Here is a 20,927-nt window from a genome sequence, read left to right on the forward strand (position 1 = left end):
CGGCGCCGGGCGGCGGGCTAGCGGCCCGCCTCGTGGAAGACCTCGCCAGCGCCGGCGGTGCCACCGAAGGCGATCACGTCGTATCGGGCGTCGGGGTCGTCCCCCATCCCCGGCGAGCCGGACGGCATCCCCGGCACGGCGAGACCGGCGATGGCCGGCTGCGCGGCGAGGAGGCGCGCGACCGCGTCGAAGGGCACGTGCCCCTCGAGGACGTAGCCCCCGACGAGGGCGGTGTGGCAGGACCGGTGCCCCGGCGTGATGCCGAGGTCGTCCTTGAGGGCGGCGACGTCCGTCTCGCGGATGGAGACGTCGTAGCCCTCGGCCCGGGCGAGGTCGGCCCAGGCATGGCAGCAGCCGCATCCCGGCGAGGGCATGACGGTCATGGCGGGGGCCTCCGCAAGGGCGGGGGCGGCGAGGAAGAGGGCGGCGAGGGCCGCAATTCGAGTGTTCATGGCATCGGTTCCGCTTGGGTTTCGGTGAGGGCTTCGTCCTCAGCCGAGGCGGGGCGGACCGGTGGGCGGCGCATGGAGGCGGCCCGAGGGAAGCGTCGCGCGCGCGGGAAGGACGCGGCCGGCCTGGACGGGTTCGGTGGCGGCCGCGGGCGCGGATGCGAGCACGGTGCAGAGGGCGCAGGGCCCGTGATGGCCGGCATGGTGGGCTGCGTGGTGGGCGGCGCAGCAGGCCGGCGGCGCGTCCGCGACCTCGGGCTGGCGGGCGCCGTGCGGGGCGCCGCCGGGGAGGGCCGGGCCGAGCAGGGCGAGCAGCAGTGCGAGTATGGCGAGGGCGCGGAGCATCGCGGAAGAGGATGGGGAATCGGCGCGCGGATGGGAAGGGGCCGGGCGCCCGGCGGGAAAAGGACGGGCGGGCGCGCCGGCGCATCCGCGTGCCCTGCCGGTCACGTGACCGGGGCGAGACACCGCCCCCCGGCGGAGTCCGCGGCCGGTGGACCGGCCGGGCCGGCGCCCGCTACCCCTTCCCCCGAAGGCCGGCACGGGGACCGGCGCGAGAACCGGGGGCGCGGCATGTCCACCCAACCAGCATCTATCGAAGGCGACGTCCGCCAGCGGATCCTGAAGGACCCGGAGGTCATCCTGAGGGACAGGGACCTGATGGCGGCGCTGGTCGCGCGCCACGAGGCGGCGGCGGGCGGCAACGTCGTCGACCTGCGGGGCCTCGCCATGGCCCGCCTGGAGGAGCGCCTGGACCGCCTGGAGGAGACCCATCGCAGCGTCATCGCGGCGGCCTACGAGAACCTCGCCGGGACGAACCAGATCCACCGCGCCGTGCTGCGCCTGATGGATCCGGCGGCGTTCGAGGGGTTCATGGCCGACCTCGGCGGCGAGGTCGCGGAGATCCTCAGGGTGGAGTCGGTGCGCCTCGTGCTGGAGGGCGCGGACTGCATCGAGCCCGCGCCCATCGGCACGTTCGGCGAGGTCCTGCAGGTCGTGCCGCGCGGCTTCGTGGACGGCTATGCCGGCCGCGGCAGGCCGGGGCCCGCGCGCTGCGTGACGCTGCGCCAGATGCCCGAGGACGATGAGGGGATGCACGTGGGAATGCACGGGCCGGACGGCGAGCCGATCGGATCGGAGGCGGTGCTGGCGCTGGACCTCGGCGAGGGGCGGCTGCCCGCGGCGCTGATCCTGGGCTGCGAGGACCCGCACCAGTTCAAGCCCGGGCAGGCGACCGACCTCCTCGCGTTCTTCGCGGGGGTCTTCGAGCGCGCGCTGCGGCGGTGGCTGGCATGAGCCGCCGCTGGGTCGACGCCATGCTGGCGGAAGCCGGCGCGGGCCGGATCGCCCCCGCCTTCGTCCCGGTTCACGGCCCGGTGGCGCGGTCCGGGGCGGGACCGGCGAACTCGGACGCGGCGCCGGGGCGGCCCGCGCCCCTGCGGGAGGTGCGCGGCGGCGCCCGCGCGGCGCTGGAGGCGATGCTGGCGCGCGCCGCGCGGGAGGCGCCCGCCGTCCCCGGCGCCCTCGCCCCCCTGGGCCGCGCGCCCGTGCCCGAGGGCGGCTGGACCGTCGAGGCCTGGTGGGCGAGCCTCGACGCCATGCCGCGCGTCGCGGTGGTCCGGCTGGAGCCCCGGGGCGGGACGCCGCAGCTCGCCTCGCCGGCCTGAGCGGCCGGTGGCCGGGAAGGGTCCGGGTGGCGGCGGCCTCGCCATCGCGCCGGCGCTGCGCGACGCCCTGGCGCGCTGGGGGGACCACCTGACGGGCGTGGAGGGCCGCGCGGCCCGCACCCGGGCCGAGTATGCGCGCGACGCGGCGGCCTTCCTCGACTTCCACGGGCGGCACCGGGGCGGGGCGGAGGGGGCCCGCACGCTGGGCGAGGTGCGGATCGGGGACATGCGGGCCTTCATGGCGGCCGAGCGGGCGCGGGGCCTGGGGGCGCGCAGCCTCGCGCGGCGCCTCTCGGCGGTGAAGGCGTTCGCGGGCTGGCTGGCGGAGCGCGAGGGGATCGACGTGACGGCGATCCTGGCCGCGAGGGCGCCGAAGTTCGACCGCCCCCTGCCCCGCCCGCTGGCGCCGGAGGACGCGCGCGCGGTGCTGTCGGACGCCGGCGCGGACGGGAGCTGGGTCGCGGCGCGCGACCGGGCGGTGCTGGCGCTGCTCTGGGCGTGCGGGCTGCGGATCGGCGAGGCGCTGGCCCTGCCCTTCGCCGCGCATCCGCTGGAGGCGTCCGTCACCATCCGCGGCAAGGGCGGCAAGGAGCGGCGGGTGCCGGTCCTTCCGGCCGCAGCGGAGGCGGTGGCGGAGTACGTGCGCCTCTGCCCCCTGCCGCTCGAGGGGGGCGCGCTGTTCCGGGGCGTGCGGGGCGGGCCGCTCGATCCCGGGGCCGTCCGGGGCGCGATGCGGGCGGCGCGCGCGCGCCTCGGCCTGCCGCAGAGCGCGACGCCGCACGCCCTGCGCCACAGCTTCGCCACGCATCTGCTGGCCGCGGGCGGCGACCTGCGCGCCATCCAGGAGCTGCTGGGCCACGCCAGCCTCTCGACCACGCAGGCCTACACGGCCGTCGACACCGTGCGCCTGCTGGAGGTCTACGAGGCCGCCCACCCCAAGGCCTGAGGGGCGAAGGCGGGCCGCCACCTCGGCGCCGGAACCGCCGGCCCCGCCCGGAGCGGCGCCCCCGTGCCCTTCGACCGCGTGAAAGGCAGGGACCGGGGATGCCGCAGGGCCGTGCGTCAGGGGGTCCCTGACGGAACGGCGAAGGTCCGGCATCCGGGCCGTAGCGGACCTCGGAACCTCCCCCGAAGCTCCGCTTGCCCCGCGGGGTATACGCTAGGACACCGATACGTTCTGTCTCGGCATAGGTCAGGAAACGCGCCGTGCGACCTGCGGGGCGATGATCAGGCTGATTGCCGGCACGAGGAGTGCTGTCAGCACGAGGGTGCGCGCCGGCATGGGCAGGTCCGGCCAGGCAGTCTGGAGGACGAACAGCCCGAGCGTGACGAGCGGCCAGACGATCACCCAGACCACGAAGGTTCGCAGCAGCGCGACGCGGGCGCTCACGCGCCCTCGTCCTCGCCTGACGCCGACAGCAGGGCGAAGTAGCCCGGCAGCACCTCTGACAGGGTGGCCCGGCCCGCCTCCGTCAGACGCACGACCTTCGCGCGCGCGTCGTCCGGGTCGGCTTCGATCGCGATGAGGCCGTCTTCGACCAGGTGCGCCAGCGTGCGCGTGATGACGGGCTTGGAGACGTCGAGCCGCTCGGCGATCTCGGTAACGCTCAGGCCGTCGCGTTCGGGCTCGCGGTCGATGACGATGAGCACGAGGAAGCGCAGCTGCGATAGGCCGTGCGCGGCGAAGTACGCTTCGAGCCGTCGCACCAGGAGGCTCGCGCGGCGCATGAGCACGAGCGCGTCCCGGACGGCCTCCACGTCGAGGCCGTCATGCCGCTCGGCATAGACCTCGACCATGCGGCGGGACGGCAGGTCCCGCAGGAAGAACATCGAGCCGCGCTCAGGCCAGACGACTCAGGCGGACGATGTCCACCGGCTCGGCCAGCCAGTCCTCGTAGGCGGCGAAGACGGCGCGCGTGTAATCCTTGGCGTGGTGCGCTTCGAGCGCGTCCTCGCCCGTCCATTCCTCGTAGAGGCGCAAGCGTCCGTCCCCACCTTCGAGCAGGCGGAACGTTCGGCAACCAGGCTCGGCGACAGTCTCCGGCACGATACCGAGGATGGCAGCGCGCGCGGCGGCGAGGTGTTCGGGACGCGGCGTGATCGTCGCGACGATGCAGAGGGGGTCAGTCATAGGATGCCTTTCGTTACCATGATAACTAAAGAGCGCGGGTATGATATGCAAGGTGCGCTAAGCACGGTCATGCACCGGATCAAATTTGGTCCGCATCGGACGTCGCAGCAGTGCACCCCGGCACCGCGGTTGTTTAAAACGGATCGTCCGTTTCGACAGGGCCGGTTCGACGGCTTGGAACGGAGCAGGTGTCGGGTCTGGGCTTCTGCGAAACGGTCGGGGTGACCGTTCGTTCGCTCCGCAGCGTTGGCGGTACGGGGATGACATGGGCTTGGGCGGACAGTCTGCACGTCCCGGCCCGGGGCCCGGCGGAGAGGCGTCCGCCGCCCCCGGGCCGGGGGCTAGGCCGGCGGCATTCGCCGTTTGCCGCCCATGCGCGGTCGTGGAAAGCTCCGCCCCACGCGTCGCCGCCCTTCGAGAGGGCCGCGCCGCAGCCACGAATCGGGAGGAGATCCTATGCAACGTGCCATGCTTGCCGCGCTCTGCGCCGCCGTCCCGGGGGCGGGCCTCGCGCAGGATGCCGGCGCGGACGCGCCGGCCATGAGCTATGGTCAGCGGCCGGCCCATCTGGTCGGGCAGCTGGAGGAGGGCGAGCTCAGGTCGACGCTGGAGGCGTGCCTCGGCGACGTGCCGGAGCGGACCGCCTTCTCCATCGGCCATCGCGGCGCGCCGCTGATGTTCCCCGAGCACACGGTCGAGTCGAACGAGGCGGCGGCGCGGATGGGGGCGGGCATCCTCGAATGCGACGTCACATTCACCGCCGACCGGGAGCTCGTCTGCCGGCACGCGCAGAACGACCTGCACACCACGACCGATATCCTGACGACCGATCTGGCGGAGAAATGCGCCGAGCCCTTCACGCCCGCGTCGGCCGATGCGGAGGCGTCGGCCGAGTGCCGCACCGTGGACATCACGCTGGACGAGTTCCGAACCCTGACGCCGAAGATGGACGCCTTCGACGCCGCGGCGACGAGCGCAGAGGACTACCAGGGCGGCGTCGCGGACTGGCGCACGACGCTCTATGCCGACGGCGCGACGCTGATGACCCATGCCGAGTCGATCCGCCTCTTCGACGCGCTCGGCGCGGACTTCACGCCCGAGCTGAAGGCGCCCGTCGTCGAGATGCCCTACGAGGGCTGGAGCCAGGAGGACTACGCCCAGGCGATGATCGACGAGTACCGGGAGGCCGGCATCGACCCGTCCCGCGTCTGGCCGCAGAGCTTCGACCTGGCAGACGTGCGCTACTGGATCGAGAACGAGCCCGAGTTCGGCCGCCAGGCCGTCTACCTCATGGACGAGTACGACCTCGACGGCTACGACCCCGACGACCCCTCGACCTGGCCCCAGAGCATCGCGGAGCTGAAGGACATGGGCGTGAACTACATCGCTCCGCCGCTCTGGATGCTCGTGAAGCTCGAGGATGGGGAGATCGTCCCGAACGCGCTGGCCGATGCCGCGCGGGAGGCGGACATGGGCGTCATCACCTGGACGCTCGAGCGGTCGGGCCCGCTGGCGGATGGCGGCGGGTGGTACTTCCAGTCCATCGCCGACGCGGTCGACGGGGACGGCGACTACCTCGAGCTCCTCGACGTGCTGGCGCAGGACGTGGGTGTGGTCGGGGTGTTTTCGGACTGGCCCGCCACGGTGACGTTCTACGCCAACTGCATGGGCCTGTGAGGTCGCCTCCCGCGGCGGGGCGTCCCGCCGCGGGGGTCAGATGCGCCCGATGACATAGTCCGGCACGATGCCGGAGCGGGCGATCGCGTCAGCCACGTCCAGCCCGGCGAGCGAGCCGCTCCCGGTGACGAGGGCGGTGGAGAAGCCCATGTGCCGCCCGCCGAGGATGTCGGTGTGCAGCGTGTCGCCCACCATCAGCACCCGCGCCGCCTCCGCCGGGCGGCGCTCCAGCGCCAGCTCGAAGATGTCCGGGAAGGGCTTGCCGAAGAAGCGCGGCGCGACGCCTGTCCGCCGGATGAGCCGATGCGCGAAATGCCCCGGCTCGCGGGACAGGCCGCCCTCGCGCGGGGCCACCAGGTCGGGGTTGCCGACGCAGACCGGGCGCGGGTCGTCCAGCAGCGAGGCTTCCAGATGGGCCTGCCTGGCGTCGGTCCAGCCTTCCGACCCGACGAGGAGGAAGCCGTCGACGCGGTCGTATGCGGCGCGATCCTCGCCCAGGGGGACGCAGCCGAACGCCTGCAGCTCCTCGTCGCCGGGGGCGGGGTCCAGCATCAGGCCCCAGCGCCGCGGCGGGGCGGACGCCAGGTGCGCGAGCAGCACCTCGCGGCTGGTGACCACCTCGCCCGGGTCGAAGTCGAAGCCGAGCCGGGCGTAGCGGTCCATCATCCGGCGCTTGGGGTAGCCGGCCGAGTTCGAGACCACCATCGACGGCTTGCCGCGCGCGCGCAGGTCCGCGACGCGGCCCGCCGCGCCCGGGATCGGCGTCTCGCCCACGTTGAGCACGCCGTAGGCGTCGAGGAGGATCAGGTCGAACCCTTCCGCGATGTCGCGAAGGTCGCCCGCGGCCTGCCAGGCCGCCGGGAAGGTCGCGTCGGGCAGGCGCGCGCGCACCCCGAGATAGGCGTCGAGGGCGCCGGCCGGGTCCGTCGCCCCGGCGGCGTTCACAGGATGCGGCGCCGCAGGAAGGCCGAGATCACCTCGCCCAGGATCACGAGCGCGAGGATGGCAAGGAGGACAGTCGCCGCCTCGGGCCAGTCGAACGTGTCGATGGCGCCCTGCAGCACGATCCCGATGCCGCCCGCGCCGACGAGGCCCAGCACGGTGGACTCGCGCAGGTTGATGTCCCAGCGCAGGATGGCGATCGCCCAGAAGGTCGGCATGACCTGCGGCACGATGGCGTAGGCGATGACCTTGGCGCGCGACGCGCCGGTCGCCTCCAGCGCCTCGACCGGGCGCTTGTCGATCTCCTCGATGGCCTCGCCGAGGAGCTTTCCGATGAAGCCGATGGAGCGGAACATGATCGCGACGATGCCCGCCACGACGCCCGGGCCGAAGATGGCCACGAAGAGAAGCGCCCAGATGATGGTGTTGACCGACCGCGAGGTGACGAGGATCAGCCGCCCGAGCCAGAGCGTCGCCCGGTTGGGGGTGGTGTTCTGCGCCGCGAGATAGGCGACGGGCAGCGACATCAGGACGGCGAAGGCGGTCGCGAAGGTGGCGATGTTCACCGTCTCCCAGAGCACCAGCAGGATGGTCGCGAGGTTGGTGGCGTCGGGCGGGTACATCCGCCCGAACAGGTCGCCCATCTGGCCGGGCGCGTCCCAGACCCAGGGCCAGACGACCTCGATGGAGGTGATCGACCAGGCGACGGCCAGCGCGCAGAGCGCGAAGATGCCGTAGCGCTGCCAGCGCTGCTTGGGGGAGAAGCGGCTCCAGTCCTCGCGGCCGAGCTGCTCGGAGATGGTCGTCATGCGAGCCGCTTCCTGATCTGGCCGCTGACGCCTTCGGACACGAGGATGGCGCCGACGATCACGATGGTGATCGCGAGGGCGAAGTCGTAGTCGTATCGCCCGAACGCGTTGGCGAGGGTGGCGCCGATCCCGCCGGCGCCGACGATGCCCACGACCGCCGAGGCGCGCAGGTTGCTGTCGAGCTGGTAGATCGCCAGCCCGATCTGGCGCGGCATGATCTGCGGCACGATCGCGTAGAACATGGTCGGCAGGAACGGGGCGCCGGCCGCGCGCATCGCCTCGACCTGGCCGAAGTCGATCTCCTCGATGCGCTCGGCCAGCATCTTGGCCACGAAGCCGATGGAGTAGACGACGAGGGTCAGGACGCCCGCGAAGGGCCCGAAGCCGACCGCCTTGACGAAGACGATCGCCACGATGACCGGGTGGAAGCTGCGCGCGAGGACGATGATCGCACGGCCGAGGTAGAAGATCGGCAGGGGGGCCACGTTGCGCGCGGCCATGAAGGCGATCGGGATCGAGAGGGCGACGCCCCCCGCGGTCGCCAGCACGGCGATCTTCAGGCTCTCCAGGAAGCCGTCGATCAGAAGTTCGCTACGCTCGAAGCTGGGGGGGAAGGCACCCCCGAAGATGCGACCGGCGCGCCCCAGGCCGTCGGCCACCCGGTCCCAGTCGACGGGCATGGTCAGACCCACCCAGAGGAAGTAGGCGGCGGCGCCCAGACCGGCCGCCCAACGGACCGCCGGGTTGGCGATGAAGGGCGGCTTGCGCCAGGTGTCGGGCACCTCCCTCACGACGCCGCCCTCAGGCCTTCGCTGCGGTCGGCATGGGGGCTGCCGGAGTAGATCCGGTCCATCGCGTCGCGGTCGAGGCGTGCGGGCGCGTCGTCGAAGATGATCCGGCCATAGCGCATCCCGACGATCCGGTCGGTGTATTCCTTGGCCTCGGTCACGTTGTGGATGTTGATCAGCACGGGAAGCTTCAGCTCGCCCGCCAGGTCGCGCAGGAGGCCCATGATCTGCTCGGAGGTCTTGGGGTCGAGCGAGGCCGTGGGCTCGTCGGCGAGCAGGATCTCGGGGTCCTGCATCAGCGCGCGGACCACGCCGACGCGCTGCCGCTCGCCCCCCGAGAGCTGGTCGGCGCGGGTGTCGGCGTATTGCGCGATGCCCACGCGCTCCATCAGCTCGAAGGCGCGGCGGACGTCCGCCTTGGGATAGCGCCGCATGATGGCCGCCCAGGTCGAGATGTAGCCCAGCCGCCCGGACTGGACGTTCTCCATGACCGTGAGCCGGTCCACGAGGTTGAAGCCCTGGAACACCATGCCGATCTTGCGCCGCGCCGCGCGCAGCTGGCGGCCGCGCAGGCGCGTCAGTTCGGTGCCGTTCAGCTCGATCGAGCCCGAGGTCGGCTCCACCAGGCGGTTGATGCAGCGCAGGAGCGTCGACTTGCCCGCGCCGGACGAGCCGATGATCGACACCACGCTCTCGCCCGCGATGGTCAGGTCGAGGTTCTTCAGGACGGGGTCGCCGTCGCCGTAGCGTTTGACGAGGTCGGTGATCTTCAGCATGGGCCGGCTCCGCTGCCGGACCGGCGCGCCGCGGCGCCGGTCCCGGACGTCAGGTCTACTCCGCCGCGAGGTCCTCGGGCGTGTACTCGACCCCGTTCGCCGCCTGGATCTGGCGGATGACGGCCCACTGATCCTCGTAGGTGATCGGGATGAACTTCGACACGCCGGCGAACTCCTCGCCGAGGGCGGTGCCCTCGAAGTCGAAGGTGAAGAACGCCTCCTCGATGCTGTCCTTCAGCTCGGGCGCGAGGTCGTGCGCGTAGGCGTAGGAGGTGGTCGGGAAGGGCTCGCTCTCCCAGACGATGCGGACCTCCTCGGGGTCGTAGAGGCCGCGCTCTGCCATCCGCTCGACCACCTCGGAGGCCACCGGCGCCGCGTCGTAGTCGCCCGCGACGACGCCGAGCATCGACTGGTCGTGGCTGCCCGAATAGCTGACCTCGTAGTCCTCGTCCGGCACGACGCCCAGATCGGGGAAGAGCGCGCGCGGCGCCTGGTTGCCCGAGTTCGACGTGGGCGAGGTGTGCGCGACGCGCTTGCCCGCGAGGTCGGGCATCCCCTCGATGTCGCTGTCCGCCTGGGTGTAGACCTGCAGCGTGTAGCCGAAGCGGCCGTCGTCGGCGCCCATGATCGCGAAGGGCACGGCGCCCGCCAGGTTCACCGCGAACGGCGTCGGGCCGGTCGAGAAGCCGGCGAGGTGCAGCCGGCCCGAGCGCATCGCCTCGACCTGGGCCGAGTTCGACTGGACGGCGAAGAACTGCACGTTCTTGCCGGTCGTCTCCTCCAGATGCTCGATGAACGGCGTCCAGATGTCCTCGTAGATCGCGGGATCCTCGACGGGCGTGTAGGCGAAGACGAGGGTGCCGGGATCGCGAAGCTCGCCCTCGTCCCCGGGGGCGTCGGCCACGAGGTCGCCGTCGGCGTCGCAGTACTGCGCGTCGAGCTGGCCGCGGCTCGCGCAGTCTTCCTGGGCGAGTGCGGCGGTGGCCGAGAAGGCCAGCACGGCGGCGAGCGCCGTCGTTCCGGTGAGCGTGTCCTTGGGCATGTCGGGTCTCCTCCCTCTACGGCGCTTGCGCCAGATGACAGCACCGAAACCTGGGACATGCAACGACCCGCATTCCGAGATGCCCGGTTTCGCGATGGTCCGGCCGAGCCGGACCGACGTGGAGCGGAGGCCCATGGTCGAAGGCACGGGAGCCGGGGCTGCTGAAGAAGAAGGCGGATCGGCGGCGTCAGATCCTGCTGGAGCTGCGGCTCGACCCCCGCGGCCGGGCGAGTGGCCGGCCGACCGGATCGGCGTGACGGTGACGCCGTCCGCCGCGACATGGAGGGCCTGAGCAGGCAAGGGCCGCCGAGGCGCGCCCATGGCGGCGCCTCGGCCGCCGCCCCCTGCATGATGCGCCGCGCCATGGACGGGCGCCGGCTGCGACGCGTCGTGCGGCGGCGGAGGCTGGATCGCGGCGGGTCGGATCGTCGCGACGGGTCGATGGAGGTCCCGCCCCGCCGCGCGCCCTTCAGGCTTCGGTGAGCTTCACGACGCGCTTGCCGAACGCCTCGCCCCGCAGGAGGCCGCGGAACGCCTCGGACGCGCGCTCGAGGCCGTCGATCACCTCCTCGCGGTAGCGCACGCGCCCCTCGCGCACCCAAGCGCCCATCTGGGCGGCGAACTCGGGGTAGAGATGGCCGAAATCGTCGAAGACGATGAAGCCGCGCATGGTCATCCGCTTCCGCAGGATCGTGCCCAGCAGGAGGTTCAGCCGGTCCGGCCCCTCGGGCAGGGAGGTCGCGTTGTACTGCGAGATCAGGCCGCAGACGGGGACCCGCGCGCGAGGGTTCAGCAAGGGCATCACCGCGTCGAACACGGCGCCTCCGACGTTCTCCCAGTAGATGTCGACGCCGTCCGGGCAGGCGTCCTTCAGGGCCTGCGGGAACCCGTCCGCCTTGTAGTCGACGCAGGCGTCGAAGCCGAGCGTCCCAGTCACGTGGGCGTTCTTCTCGGGGCCGCCGGCGATGCCGACCACGCGGCAGCCGAGGATCTTGCCGATCTGCCCCACGGTCCCGCCCACCGGCCCGCTCGCGGCCGAGACGACGAGCGTCTCGCCCTCCTGCGGCTCGCCGATCTGCGTCAGGCCCGCCCAGGCCGTCAGCCCCGGCATCCCCAGCACGCCCAGCGCCCAGGACGGGTTCTCCGGCGACTTGCCCATGTTGATCGCGCCCGTCCCGTCCGACAGCGCGTAGTCCTGCCAGCCGCCGAAGGCCGAGACCCAGTCGCCCTCCTCGAACCCGTCGAGATTCGAGGCGACCACGCGCGAGACCGTGCCGCCGATCATCGTCTCGCCGATCTCGACCGGCGCGGCGTAGGAGGGCGCGTCGCTCATCCGGCCGCGCATGTAGGGGTCGAGCGAGAGATAGACGTTGCGCAGGAGCATCTGGCCCTCGCCGGGCTCGGGCACGGCCTCCTCCTCGAGGCGAAGCGTATCGTCGTCGGGCTCGCCCACGGGCCGCTCGGCCAGGACGAACCGGCGGTTTCGGGTCTGGGATGGGTTCATGGGGTGCCTCGTCTCGCTGGGGATGCTGACCCGCGCGCCGCCCGGGTCGGCCGGCGGAGGCGCGCCTTCGATCCGCACAACGCGGCCGCGGCGCATGGGTTCGACCTCCCCGCGCGTCATCGGCCCGGTGAGGGGCCGGGTGCCGGGCCGGGGCGCCGCGACGGGGGCACGGCGACGGAGGTACGGCGACGGAGGTACGGCGACGGGGGCACGGCGACGGGGCGAAGCGCGATCCGGGCCTACCCATCGCCTGCGCGATCCGGCATGAGGACGGCATGTCGATCCGTCTCAAGGCCCTCTGCGTCCACCTGCTGACCGGAACCGGGGCGGTGTTCGCCATGCTGGCGATGCTCGCCGCCGTTCAGCACGAATGGGACGTCATGTACCTCTGGCTGGTCGTGGCCTTCTTCGTCGACGGCATAGACGGGCCCCTGGCGCGCAAGTACCGCGTGGACCGCAACGCGCCCGAGTTCGACGGCGTGCTCCTCGACCTGATCATCGACTACCTCACCTACGTGTTCATCCCGGCCTTCGCCCTCTACGCGTCGGGCCTGATGGACGGCTGGTCGGGCTGGGTGGCGATCATCGTCATCACCTTCGCGAGCGCGCTCTACTTCGCGGACACCCGGATGAAGACGCTGGACAAGTCGTTCTCGGGCTTTCCGGGGGCGTGGAACATGGTGATCCTGGTCTTCTTCGCGGTCCAGCCGCCCTGGTGGGCCTGCCTCGCCATCGTTACGGTCCTGGCGGTGCTGCTCTTCGTGCCGGTGAAGTTCGTCCACCCGGTGCGCACGAAGCGGTGGCGCGCGGTGACGCTGCCGGCCGCCGCGCTGTGGGTCGCCTTCGCGCTGTGGGCGGCCTGGGGGAACTTCGACGTGCCGGTGGTCGCCGAGGCCGGGCTGATCGTGCTGTCGCTCTACCTCGTGCTGGCGGGGGCGGCGCAGCAGGCGATCTACCGCGAGCGGCTGCGCTAGGCGAACGGGTCGCGCGGGTAGCGCACCGCCGCGAGGACGAGGCCCCCGGGCGGGGCGACGGGGCCGCAGCGGGCGCGGTCCGCCGCCAGGAGGGCGTCGCGCAGCTCGCCCGGGGTCCAGGCGCCGGCGCCGACGCGTTCCAAGCTGCCGACCATGGAGCGGACCTGGGAATGGAGGAACGAGCGCGCGCGCACGCGGAAGACGATGCGCTCGCCCGTTCGGGTCACGGTCGCCTCGTCCACGGTGCGCAGCGGCCCGTCGGCCTGGCACTGGGCGGCGCGGAAGGTCGTCCAGTCGTGCCGGCCGCGGAAGTGCGCGGCGGCGCGGGCCATGGCGTCCGCGTCGAGGGCGTGGCGCACGTGCCAAGTGGCGTTCCGGGTCAGGGTGTCGGGCGCGCGGCGGTTGAGGATCGTGTAGAGGTATTCGCGCGCGACGGCGTCGAAGCGCGGGTGCCAGCCCTCCGCCGCGGGGGCGGCGGCGGTCACCGCGACGGGCAGGGGCCGCAGGTGGTGGTTCAGCGCCTCGGAGAGGCGGAAGGGGTCCCAGGGGCGCGCGAGGGTCGCGGCGGCGACCTGGCCCGCGGCGTGGACGCCCGCGTCCGTGCGGCCCGCCGCGGCGACGGCGTGCGGGCCGGGATCGATCTGGGCGAGCGCGTCCTCCAGCGCGCCCTGGACCGACGGCGCGTGGTCCTGACGCTGCCAGCCGGAGAAGGGGGCGCCGTCGTATTCGACGCGGAGGGCGAAGCGATGCATCCGGCCGCCTTAGCCCGCCGCGGGCGCGGACGGGAAGAGCCGGGTCGGGCGGCCGGCCCCGGAAACCGGTTCCGCCCCGCGCGCCGCCGCCCTAACTAGGTCCTAGACCCACCGGAGGCCCCTGCCCTGTCCATCCTCGACGACATCGCCCGCAGGGCCCTCTCGCTGCCCGGCGACGCTGCGGAGGCCGTGGGCCTCGCCGAGCCGACCGTGCGCCTCGGGGTCACGGGGCTCGCGCGCGCGGGCAAGACCGTGTTCATCACCTCGCTGGTCGCCAACCTGCTGGAGCGGGGCCGGATGCCGCAGCTCCTGGCCGCGGCGGAGGGGCGCATCGAGGCGGCCTACCTGCGCCCGCAGCCCGACGACACGGTGCCCCGCTTCCCCTTCGAGGAGGCCCTGGCCGCCCTGACCGGCCCCGAGCCGCGCTGGCCCGAGCCGACGGAGAGCGTCTCGGCCATCCGCGTCGCCCTGCGGGTGCGGCCCGCGGGGCCGCTGGCGGGGATGCGGGGCGCGCGGACCCTGAACCTCGACCTCGTGGACTACCCCGGCGAGTGGATCCTCGATCTCTCGCTGCTGGGCAAGGCTTTCGACGAATGGTCGGCAAGCGCCCTGATCCGGGTCGCGGAGCGGCCGGGGGGCGAGGCTTTCGCGGCCGCCCTGGGCGAGGTCGACGCGGCTGCGAGGCATGACGAGGGGACGGCGAAGCGGCTGGCGGGGGCCTATGCCGAAGCTTTGCAGGCGGCGCGGGCGGCGGGGTTCAGCGACTGCACGCCGGGGCGGTTCCTGATGCCGGGCGAGATGGCTGGCAGCCCCGCGCTGACCTTCGCGCCCCTGCCCCCGGGCCCCGGCGGGCGCGGCACCCTCCGGCGGGAGTTCGAGCGCCGGTTCGGGGCCTACAAGTCGCGCGTGGTGCGGCCCTTCTTCCGGGACCATTTCGCACGGTTGGACCGGCAGGTGGTCCTGGTCGACGCTTTGGAGGCGATCCATCACGGACCGGAGGCCGTCGCGGACATGCGGGGCGCGATGGCGGACCTTCTCTCCGCGTTCCGGCCCGGCGGGAGCGGCTTCCTCGAGCGGCTCTGGCGGGGGCGGCGGATCGACCGGATCCTCTTCGCGGCGACGAAGGCGGACCATCTGCACCACTCGCAGCACGCGCGGCTGACGGCGGCGATGGAGGCCCTGGTCGCGGACGCCCGCCGGCGGGCGGACTTCGCGGGCGCGCGGACGAACGCGATGGCGATCGCCGCCCTGCGCGCCACCGTCGAGGGCGAGGTCGAGCACGGGGGCGAGGCCCTGCCCGTCGTGAAGGGGATCGACGCGGCGACGGGGCGCGAGGTCGCCTTCCACCCCGGCGACCTGCCCGAGGAGCCTGCCGCCCTCCTGTCGGGCGGCGGCGGGGGCTGGCTGGCGGAGGACTACGAGAACATGCGCTTCCGCCCCGCGCCCCTGACGTTGAGAGCGGGGGAAGGGCCGCCGCACATCCGGCTGGACCGGGCGGCGGAGTTCCTGTTCGGTGACCGGCTGTGAGGGGGGCGATGGCGCCGAAGGACCCGCGAGGCGGCCCGCCCCCTGGCGGCGGCGCGCGCGAGGGGCCGGCGATCCGCGCCGCGCGGGCCCGTGACGCGGGGGCGATGGCGGGCGTTCTCCATGCGTGGATCGCGCGAACGCCGTGGATGCCGAAGCTTCATATGCTTGGGGAGACGGAAGGGTTCTGCCGTTCGCTCGTCCCCGGCGCGCTGGTGGCCGAGCGGGACGGGGTGGCCGGGTTCCTCGCGCTGGAGGGTGAGGAGATCGTCGCGCTCTACTGCCGGGACAGGGGCACGGGCGTGGGCCGGGCGCTGCTGGAGAGGGCAAAGGTGGGACGCGAGCGGCTGGCGCTGCGCGCGTTCGAGGCCAACGGGCGCGCCCGGCGCTTCTATGCGCGAGAAGGCTTCGCGGAGGTCGGCGGCACGGATGGCGAGAACGAAGAGGGGCTGCCCGACGTCCTGATGGAGTGGCGGCGATGAGCGAGGGCAAGCGCCGCGGCCCCGTTCGGCTGGACCTGGGACGGGGTGCGCCGAAAGAACATGGGGAGGCCGCCGCGCCGCCGGGGCGCGAGGGTGCCGCCGCGCCGCCGGGGCGCGAGGACCCTTCGGCGGGAGACCCCATCGCCGCGCCCCCTGCGGACACCGCGTCCCGTGCAGGCGCCGCGCCGCCGGTCGGGGGGACGGCGAAGGACGGGCCGGCGGCGCGCCGGCGCGGACCGCTCGCCACGTCGGTGGAGAGCTCGCTTCCCTCGCCCGCGGACGCGCCGGCGATCGAGGACGCGCCCGCCCCCGCGCCCGAGGGGGCGGCGATGCGGACCCTCGCGGCGATGGCGGCGCGGCGCGGGGGGCGCCCCGGTCTGGGCGTCTGGGCGCTGCGGCTGGGGCTGGGGCTCGTCCTTCTCTGGGCGGGGGTGGCCTTCTGGGACTTCGCGGACCGGCTGGTGGCCCGCAACGAGGTCCTGGGGTGGACGGCGCTGGGGCTGCTGGTCGCGTTCCTCGCCGTGCTCGGCGCGATGGCCTGGCGGGAGTGGCGCGGCTTTCGGCGCCTGGCTCGGCTGGACCGCCTGCAGCACGCCGCTCTGCGGGCCGCCGCGGATGGCGAGGCGGGCGAGGCGCGGGCGGTCTCCGAAGGGGTCCTCGCGCTCTACCGGGGGCGGCCGGAGCTGGCCGAGGGCCTGCGGCGGGCGGAGGCGCGGCTGAGCGAGGTGCTGGACGCGGACGCGGCCCTCGCGATCGCGGGGCGGGTGCTGGAGCCCCTGGACGAGGCCGCCAAGCGCGAGGTCGAGGCCGCCGCGCGGCAGGTGGCCACGGTGACGGCGGTGGTGCCGCTGGCGCTGGCGGACGTGGCGGCGGCCCTCTTCGGAAACCTGCGGATGATCCGGCGCGTGGCGGAGATCTACGGCGGACGCTCGGGCGGGCTGTCGGCCTGGCGGCTGACGCGGACGGTGCTGGGGCACCTCGTCGCGACGGGCGCGGTGGCGGTGGGGGACGACCTGATCCATTCGGTCGCGGGCGGCGGGCTTCTCTCCCGCGTGTCGCGGCGGTTCGGCGAGGGGGTCGTGAACGGCGCGCTGACCGCGCGGGTGGGCGTCGCGGCGATGGAGGTCTGCCGCCCCCTGCCCTTCGCGCGCCGGCCTTCCGTGACGGGCCTCGTCCAGCGGGCGCTGCGGGGCCTCTTCGCAGGGCGGGGCAGCGATCGCACGGGGGGCGAGGCGCCCTAGTTCGCGGCGCGGGAGGGGCGGAGGCCCGCCCGCGGGCGGGCCGGCGCTTCGCCCGGTGGCCCTGGCGGGCTAGGGTCCGCCACGGAACCCCCGGGAGGGCCTTCGATGGAATCGCTTGCCGCCGATCTGACGACCATGGTCCGCACGCCGCTGGAGAAGGGCCATGTCGCCGCCATGCGCCGCATCGGCCGCGAGGAGGACGCCCCCGCCGGCACGATGGTCCAGAAGGTCGGCGAGCCCATGGACCGGTTCGTCTACCTCCTCGACGGCGAGATGGAGGCCCTCGATCCGGTCACGAACGCGCGCTACGGCGACGCGACGCTGGGCCCGGGGCAGTTCTTCGGCGAGGTCGCCTTCCTCCAGGGCGGCCGGGCGCAGATGGGCGGTCGGACGGTGGCGGACTCGCGCCTTCTCGTGGTGCCGCGGGCGGCGATGCTGCGGCTGATGTCGCAGATCCCCGAGATGTCGGACGTGATCATCACCGTCTTCGCCGCGCGCCGCCGCAGGCAGATCGAGACCGGGGTCGGCAGCCTCACGCTGATCGGCGCGGAGGAGGACCGGAACATCCGGCGCATCGCCGCCTTCGCCGGGCGCAACCGCATCCCCGTGCGCAGCCTCACCCTGGGCGAGCGCGAGGCCGAGGCCGTCGCCCACGAATGCGAGATCGGCGAGGCGCGTCCGGCGGTGATCTTCGGCAAGCACGACGTGATCGACGATCCGACCCCGCGCGCGGTCGCCCGGCGGCTGGGCATCGACCAGGACCTCGGCACGGGCGAGGTGCACGACGTCCTGATCGTGGGCGGCGGGCCGGCGGGCGTCTCGGCGGCGGTCTACGCGGGCGCGGAGGGGCTGTCGGCCCTGGTGATCGAGGATGCCGCCATCGGCGGCCAGGCGGGCACGTCGAGCCGGATCGAGAACTACATGGGCTTTCCCACGGGCATCTCGGGGGCGGACCTCTGCTGGCGCGGCGAGGTGCAGGCGATGAAGTTCGGCGCCCGCTTCGCCTTCCCGCGCCGGGCCGCGGCCATCGAGCGGCAGGAGGGCGGCCTGTTCGAGGTGACGCTGGAGGATGGCGACGCGACCTGCGCGCGCGCCGTCGTCGTGGCCACGGGGGTCGAGTACCGCAAGCTGCCCGTCGATCGGCTGGAGGAGTTCGAGGGCGCGGGCATCTACTACGCCGCGACGGAGGTCGAGGCGCGCTTCTGCGGCGGCGAGGAGGTCGCGGTGATCGGGGGCGGCAACAGCGCGGGTCAGGCCGCGATGTTCCTGTCGCGCACGGCCCGGCACGTGCACGTGCTGGTGCGGGGGGCGGGACTGGCCGATTCGATGTCCGACTACCTTCTCTCGCGGCTGGAGAAGGACCCGGGGATCACCATCCACTACCGCACGGAGATGACCGCCCTGCACGGCGAGGACGCGCTGAAGGGGATCACCATCCGCGACCGCGCGGCCGGAGAGGACTGGCGCCTGCCGGCGCGGGCGGTCTTCGTGATGGTGGGCGCGGCACCCAACACGGACTGGCTGGGCGGATGCGTCGACCTGGATGCGAAGGGCTTCGTGCTGACCGGCGAGGCGGCGGGCGCGCGGCGGTCCTTCGAGACGTCGACGCCGGGCGTCTTCGCGGTGGGCGACCTGCGCGCGGGATCGGTGAAGCGGGTCGCCTCCTCGGTGGGGGAGGGGTCGGTCGTGATCTCGCAGGTCTGGGAGTGGCTCGGGGAAGACGAGGCGGCGGCCGCCCCGGCGGAGGCGGCCGAGTAGCGCGGCCGTGGACCCGGAGCGGCGGGGCGGGCGTTCCGCCCCCGCACACTAGCAAGGGAGAGACATCATGTTCCGCAACACCCTGGCCGCCTCGGCCGCGCTTCTCGCACTTGCCGGAGCGGCGCTGGCCGACGACGACATGGAGCAGAAGTACATGGACATCCTGTCCGAGTGGGACGGCGGCGGCGTCGACACCGCCTCCTGGTCGGAGAGCCCCCTGCCCGCCGACCTCTTCGCGTCGTTCGACGCGGACGGCGACGGCATGATCTCGCAGGAGGAGTTCTCCGAAGGGCTGTTCCGGGGCTACGACGTCGACATGTCCGGCGTGATCGACGCCGCCGAGCTGGACGCGATCGACGCCGACTTCCGCACGGACGGCCGCTACGGCGCCTCCGGCGACATGGATGACATGGACGGCGGGGACGACATGGACGACGCGTCCGGCGACATGGACGACGGCGGGGACGGCGACGACGGGGACGACTCCTCCGACTGACCGGAGTAAAGGGGGCGGCCCGGCCGCCCCCCGCGCGAGGGCCTTCGCCCGAGGGCATGGACGAGCCGCCCGTCCGGGGCGTAGGCCGGCCGGATGACGACCGCACCCGACACCGCCGCGCCGCCCGACCGGTCCTTCATGGGCCACGCGCGGGCCGTGCTGTGGCTGGGCGTGCCGCTTGCCGGCAGCCAGATGGCGCAGTTCGGGCTGCAGCTGACGGACACGCTGATGCTGGGCCGCTACGGCGTGCCCGAACTGGCGGCCGCTACCGTCGCCGGGTCGGTGTTCTTCTCGGTCTACATCCTGGCGTCGGGCTTCGGGATCGCGGTCACGCCCCTCGTCAGCGCGGCGCGGGCGCGGGGCGACGTCGTGGCGATCCGGCGCGCGACGCGGATGGGTCTCTGGGTCTCGGCGGTGGCGGGCCTGGTCGTCGGGCCGCTCTTCCTCTTCGGCGAGGCGATCCTGCTGGCGATCGGGCAGACGCCGGAGGTGGCAGCGCTGGGCGGGCGCTACCTTCTGCTCGCAGGGGCGCCGAACCTCGTCTTCGCCCTGGTGTTCATGGCGCTGCGCGGCCATCTGACGGGGATGGAGCAGGCGCGCGCGATCCTCGTGGTGGTCTGCGCGCTGCTGCCGCTGAACGCCGCGATCAACTGGGTGCTGATCTGGGGCCGGTTCGGGCTGCCCGAGCTGGGGATCATGGGCGCGGCCACCGCGACCCTCTCGGTGAACGTGTGCGCGGCGCTGGCGCTTCTTGTGATCGCCGCCCGGACGATGCCGGGGGACGAGGGGCTTCTGGTCCGCTTCTGGCGGGTCGACGGCGAGGCGCTGCGCCGGATCGTGGTCCTGGGCGCGCCGATCGGGATCACGATCTTCGCCGAGTCGGGCCTTTTCGCCGGGTCCGCGATCATGATGGGCTGGCTGGGGACGGTGCCGCTGGCGGCGCACGGGGCGGCGATCCAGATGGCCGGGATGACATTCATGATCCATCTGGGTCTGAGCCAGGCCGCGACGGTGCGCGCGGGCGCGGCGCTGGGGCGGGACGATCCCGAGGGGCTGGCCCGGGGCGCGACGGCGGCGCTGGCCGTGTCGATGGTCTTCGTGGCGCTGGCGGCGGCGGCGTTCCTCCTCGTGCCGGAGGCGCTGATCGGCCTCTTCGTCTCGGAGGTCGAGCCGGCGCGGGACGCGGTCCTGGCGCTGGGGGCGATGCTGCTGGGGCTGGCGGCGGTGTTCCAGCTGGTCGACGCGGGCCAGGTCATGCTGCTGGGGGTGCTGCGCGGCCTGCAGGACACCCGGATCCCCGCGGTCATGGCCGCGGTGGGCTATTGGGGGATCGGCATCCCGGCGGGCTGGGCGCTGGCCTTCCCGCTGGGCTGGGGTCCGGCGGGGATCTGGTGGGGCCTCGTGATCGGGCTGACGGCGGTGGCGGTCATGCTGGCCTGGCGCCTCTGGGGAAACGCCTTGCCCGCCTTCCGCCGCACCGCCGCCTCAGCCCCCTAGCCGCTCGGCCTTCTTGCGGACGAGGACGGTGCGAAGGTCGTGCATCGCAAGGAGGAGGCGGTCGGTCACGGCCTCGAGCTGCTCGGGCGTGGCGCGCCGCTGCGCCCATTCGGCCACGAGGTTCAGGTGATCCGCCGCCCGCGCGATGTCGTCCAGGTCCCGCGCGGCCAGCTCCTCCCGACGGGCGGCGAGCCAGCCGTCGATGGCGGCCCGGTCGGCCTCCGAGAGGGTGCGGTCGCCCTGGGGCCTGACCTCGCCGTTGCGGACGTTGGCGACGGCGATCGGGTCCATCTCGATCCGGCGGTTCCGGTTCTCCGCGTCCACGCGGAACACGAGCGCGCCGTTCTCGCGCACGCGGAAGAAGTAGGGAGGCAGGTCCATGGGCCTTCCTTCGCGCATTGGGCCGGGCCGGGAAAGC

General features: G+C 73.6%; 24 protein-coding genes. 11 read left to right on the forward strand and 13 right to left on the reverse strand.

Annotated elements, in window-relative coordinates:
- Positions 1-17: 17 nt before the first annotated feature.
- Together BCF33_RS06275 and BCF33_RS06280 are read right to left on the reverse strand one after the other, a co-directional pair.
- A complete protein-coding gene (locus BCF33_RS06275) occupies positions 18-452 on the reverse strand; it encodes a DUF411 domain-containing protein (protein ID WP_106160012.1) in 435 nt (144 codons plus the stop codon).
- Between the two features lie 39 nt (positions 453-491).
- A complete protein-coding gene (locus tag BCF33_RS06280; protein WP_106160013.1) occupies positions 492-794 on the reverse strand; it encodes a hypothetical protein in 303 nt (100 codons plus the stop codon).
- Between the two features lie 228 nt (positions 795-1,022).
- Between BCF33_RS06280 and BCF33_RS06285 the strand changes: the two genes are divergently transcribed.
- The 3 genes from BCF33_RS06285 to BCF33_RS06295 are packed head-to-tail and all read left to right on the forward strand — an operon-like array spanning position 1,023 to position 3,062.
- Positions 1,023-1,745, forward strand: coding sequence for a DUF484 family protein (locus tag BCF33_RS06285; protein ID WP_106160014.1), 723 nt, complete (start codon positions 1,023-1,025; stop codon positions 1,743-1,745).
- Complete coding sequence (locus BCF33_RS06290) at positions 1,742-2,116, forward strand: hypothetical protein (protein ID WP_106160015.1); 375 nt, start codon at positions 1,742-1,744, stop codon at positions 2,114-2,116. Before BCF33_RS06285 ends, BCF33_RS06290 begins: the two co-directional genes overlap by 4 nt.
- A 7-nt stretch (positions 2,117-2,123) precedes the next feature.
- Entirely contained in the window at positions 2,124-3,062 is a 939-nt protein-coding gene (locus BCF33_RS06295) for a tyrosine recombinase XerC (protein ID WP_245883733.1), read from the forward strand.
- Positions 3,063-3,308: 246 nt separating this feature from the next.
- Here BCF33_RS06295 and BCF33_RS06300 read toward each other — a convergent pair whose 3' ends face one another.
- The 3 genes from BCF33_RS06300 to BCF33_RS06310 are packed head-to-tail and all read right to left on the reverse strand — an operon-like array spanning position 3,309 to position 4,247.
- Entirely contained in the window at positions 3,309-3,506 is a 198-nt protein-coding gene (locus tag BCF33_RS06300) for a putative antibiotic biosynthesis monooxygenase (protein WP_106160016.1), read from the reverse strand.
- Entirely contained in the window at positions 3,503-3,946 is a 444-nt protein-coding gene (locus BCF33_RS06305) for a MarR family winged helix-turn-helix transcriptional regulator (protein ID WP_106160017.1), read from the reverse strand. Before BCF33_RS06305 ends, BCF33_RS06300 begins: the two co-directional genes overlap by 4 nt.
- 10 nt (positions 3,947-3,956) lie before the next feature.
- On the reverse strand, positions 3,957-4,247 hold the full coding sequence (locus BCF33_RS06310) for a putative quinol monooxygenase (protein WP_106160018.1): 291 nt from the start codon (positions 4,245-4,247) through the stop codon (positions 3,957-3,959).
- A gap of 456 nt (positions 4,248-4,703) precedes the next feature.
- Between BCF33_RS06310 and BCF33_RS06315 the strand changes: the two genes are divergently transcribed.
- On the forward strand, positions 4,704-5,924 hold the full coding sequence (locus BCF33_RS06315; RefSeq protein ID WP_106160019.1) for a glycerophosphodiester phosphodiesterase family protein: 1,221 nt from the start codon (positions 4,704-4,706) through the stop codon (positions 5,922-5,924).
- A gap of 36 nt (positions 5,925-5,960) precedes the next feature.
- Here the strand turns inward: BCF33_RS06315 and BCF33_RS06320 are convergent, their stop codons facing one another.
- The 6 genes from BCF33_RS06320 to BCF33_RS06345 all read right to left on the reverse strand — a co-directional run bounded on the left by BCF33_RS06320 (position 5,961) and on the right by BCF33_RS06345 (position 11,785).
- Entirely contained in the window at positions 5,961-6,869 is a 909-nt protein-coding gene (locus BCF33_RS06320) for an HAD-IIA family hydrolase (protein WP_211292358.1), read from the reverse strand.
- Positions 6,866-7,675: a phosphonate ABC transporter, permease protein PhnE gene (gene phnE, locus BCF33_RS06325; protein WP_106160020.1), complete on the reverse strand. Its 810-nt coding sequence runs from the start codon at positions 7,673-7,675 to the stop codon at positions 6,866-6,868. Before phnE (BCF33_RS06325) ends, BCF33_RS06320 begins: the two co-directional genes overlap by 4 nt.
- Positions 7,672-8,466 (reverse strand): phosphonate ABC transporter, permease protein PhnE, encoded by a 795-nt coding sequence (gene phnE, locus BCF33_RS06330; RefSeq protein WP_106160021.1) that lies wholly within the window; start codon positions 8,464-8,466, stop codon positions 7,672-7,674. The genes phnE (BCF33_RS06325) and phnE (BCF33_RS06330) overlap by 4 nt, the downstream gene beginning before the upstream one ends.
- Positions 8,463-9,239: a phosphonate ABC transporter ATP-binding protein gene (gene phnC, locus BCF33_RS06335; RefSeq protein WP_106160022.1), complete on the reverse strand. Its 777-nt coding sequence runs from the start codon at positions 9,237-9,239 to the stop codon at positions 8,463-8,465. The genes phnE (BCF33_RS06330) and phnC overlap by 4 nt, the downstream gene beginning before the upstream one ends.
- Positions 9,240-9,294: 55 nt before the next feature.
- A complete protein-coding gene (phnD, locus tag BCF33_RS06340) occupies positions 9,295-10,281 on the reverse strand; it encodes a phosphate/phosphite/phosphonate ABC transporter substrate-binding protein (protein WP_106160023.1) in 987 nt (328 codons plus the stop codon).
- A gap of 469 nt (positions 10,282-10,750) precedes the next feature.
- Positions 10,751-11,785 (reverse strand): NADP-dependent oxidoreductase, encoded by a 1,035-nt coding sequence (locus BCF33_RS06345; RefSeq protein ID WP_106160241.1) that lies wholly within the window; start codon positions 11,783-11,785, stop codon positions 10,751-10,753.
- A 275-nt stretch (positions 11,786-12,060) separates the two neighbouring features.
- Between BCF33_RS06345 and BCF33_RS06350 the strand changes: the two genes are divergently transcribed.
- Positions 12,061-12,759 (forward strand): CDP-alcohol phosphatidyltransferase family protein, encoded by a 699-nt coding sequence (locus BCF33_RS06350; RefSeq protein ID WP_106160024.1) that lies wholly within the window; start codon positions 12,061-12,063, stop codon positions 12,757-12,759.
- On the opposite strand, the gene truA is transcribed toward BCF33_RS06350, so the two are convergent.
- Entirely contained in the window at positions 12,756-13,511 is a 756-nt protein-coding gene (gene truA / locus BCF33_RS06355; protein WP_106160025.1) for a tRNA pseudouridine(38-40) synthase TruA, read from the reverse strand. The two genes, BCF33_RS06350 and truA, sit on opposite strands and share 4 nt — an antisense overlap.
- 126 nt (positions 13,512-13,637) lie before the next feature.
- Between truA and BCF33_RS06360 the strand changes: the two genes are divergently transcribed.
- The 6 genes from BCF33_RS06360 (at position 13,638) to BCF33_RS06385 (ending at position 20,509) form a co-directional block, all read left to right on the forward strand.
- A complete protein-coding gene (locus BCF33_RS06360; protein ID WP_106160026.1) occupies positions 13,638-15,038 on the forward strand; it encodes a YcjX family GTP-binding protein in 1,401 nt (466 codons plus the stop codon).
- Positions 15,039-15,184: 146 nt separating this feature from the next.
- Positions 15,185-15,517 carry a GNAT family N-acetyltransferase gene (locus BCF33_RS06365; protein WP_211292359.1) on the forward strand — a complete coding sequence of 111 codons (333 nt, stop codon included), beginning with the start codon at positions 15,185-15,187 and terminating at the stop codon, positions 15,515-15,517.
- Positions 15,514-16,758: a YcjF family protein gene (locus tag BCF33_RS06370; protein WP_106160243.1), complete on the forward strand. Its 1,245-nt coding sequence runs from the start codon at positions 15,514-15,516 to the stop codon at positions 16,756-16,758. Before BCF33_RS06365 ends, BCF33_RS06370 begins: the two co-directional genes overlap by 4 nt.
- A gap of 105 nt (positions 16,759-16,863) precedes the next feature.
- Complete coding sequence (locus BCF33_RS06375; RefSeq protein ID WP_106160027.1) at positions 16,864-18,516, forward strand: FAD-dependent oxidoreductase; 1,653 nt, start codon at positions 16,864-16,866, stop codon at positions 18,514-18,516.
- Positions 18,517-18,583: 67 nt separating this feature from the next.
- Positions 18,584-19,012: a penta-EF hand family protein gene (locus tag BCF33_RS14225; RefSeq protein WP_146132789.1), complete on the forward strand. Its 429-nt coding sequence runs from the start codon at positions 18,584-18,586 to the stop codon at positions 19,010-19,012.
- 93 nt (positions 19,013-19,105) lie between these two features.
- Positions 19,106-20,509, forward strand: coding sequence for an MATE family efflux transporter (locus BCF33_RS06385; protein WP_106160028.1), 1,404 nt, complete (start codon positions 19,106-19,108; stop codon positions 20,507-20,509).
- Here BCF33_RS06385 and BCF33_RS06390 read toward each other — a convergent pair.
- Positions 20,498-20,890 carry a hypothetical protein gene (locus BCF33_RS06390; protein ID WP_106160029.1) on the reverse strand — a complete coding sequence of 131 codons (393 nt, stop codon included), beginning with the start codon at positions 20,888-20,890 and terminating at the stop codon, positions 20,498-20,500. The two genes, BCF33_RS06385 and BCF33_RS06390, sit on opposite strands and share 12 nt — an antisense overlap.
- Positions 20,891-20,927: the final 37 nt, after the last annotated feature.

The sequence above is a fragment of the Hasllibacter halocynthiae genome, from assembly GCF_003003095.1.
GTDB lineage: Bacteria > Pseudomonadota > Alphaproteobacteria > Rhodobacterales > Rhodobacteraceae > Hasllibacter > Hasllibacter halocynthiae.

Bases quoted from the DNA above. Each gene is read 5' to 3' on its own strand.
- BCF33_RS06370 (WP_106160243.1), top strand. From the start codon at position 15,514: ATGAGCGAGGGCAAGCGCCGCGGCCCCGTTCGGCTGGACCTGGGACGG.
- BCF33_RS06315 (WP_106160019.1), top strand. From the start codon at position 4,704: ATGCAACGTGCCATGCTTGCCGCGCTCTGCGCCGCCGTCCCGGGGGCG.
- BCF33_RS06350 (WP_106160024.1), top strand. From the start codon at position 12,061: ATGTCGATCCGTCTCAAGGCCCTCTGCGTCCACCTGCTGACCGGAACC.
- BCF33_RS14225 (WP_146132789.1), top strand. From the start codon at position 18,584: ATGTTCCGCAACACCCTGGCCGCCTCGGCCGCGCTTCTCGCACTTGCC.
- phnE (WP_106160020.1), bottom strand. From the start codon at position 7,675: ATGACGACCATCTCCGAGCAGCTCGGCCGCGAGGACTGGAGCCGCTTC.
- truA (WP_106160025.1), bottom strand. From the start codon at position 13,511: ATGCATCGCTTCGCCCTCCGCGTCGAATACGACGGCGCCCCCTTCTCC.
- BCF33_RS06390 (WP_106160029.1), bottom strand. From the start codon at position 20,890: ATGGACCTGCCTCCCTACTTCTTCCGCGTGCGCGAGAACGGCGCGCTC.
- BCF33_RS06310 (WP_106160018.1), bottom strand. From the start codon at position 4,247: ATGACTGACCCCCTCTGCATCGTCGCGACGATCACGCCGCGTCCCGAA.
- BCF33_RS06285 (WP_106160014.1), top strand. From the start codon at position 1,023: ATGTCCACCCAACCAGCATCTATCGAAGGCGACGTCCGCCAGCGGATC.
- phnC (WP_106160022.1), bottom strand. From the start codon at position 9,239: ATGCTGAAGATCACCGACCTCGTCAAACGCTACGGCGACGGCGACCCC.
- BCF33_RS06280 (WP_106160013.1), bottom strand. From the start codon at position 794: ATGCTCCGCGCCCTCGCCATACTCGCACTGCTGCTCGCCCTGCTCGGC.
- BCF33_RS06375 (WP_106160027.1), top strand. From the start codon at position 16,864: ATGGAATCGCTTGCCGCCGATCTGACGACCATGGTCCGCACGCCGCTG.
- BCF33_RS06305 (WP_106160017.1), bottom strand. From the start codon at position 3,946: ATGTTCTTCCTGCGGGACCTGCCGTCCCGCCGCATGGTCGAGGTCTAT.
- BCF33_RS06275 (WP_106160012.1), bottom strand. From the start codon at position 452: ATGAACACTCGAATTGCGGCCCTCGCCGCCCTCTTCCTCGCCGCCCCC.
- BCF33_RS06385 (WP_106160028.1), top strand. From the start codon at position 19,106: ATGACGACCGCACCCGACACCGCCGCGCCGCCCGACCGGTCCTTCATG.
- BCF33_RS06290 (WP_106160015.1), top strand. From the start codon at position 1,742: ATGAGCCGCCGCTGGGTCGACGCCATGCTGGCGGAAGCCGGCGCGGGC.
- BCF33_RS06345 (WP_106160241.1), bottom strand. From the start codon at position 11,785: ATGAACCCATCCCAGACCCGAAACCGCCGGTTCGTCCTGGCCGAGCGG.
- phnD (WP_106160023.1), bottom strand. From the start codon at position 10,281: ATGCCCAAGGACACGCTCACCGGAACGACGGCGCTCGCCGCCGTGCTG.
- BCF33_RS06365 (WP_211292359.1), top strand. From the start codon at position 15,185: ATGCCGAAGCTTCATATGCTTGGGGAGACGGAAGGGTTCTGCCGTTCG.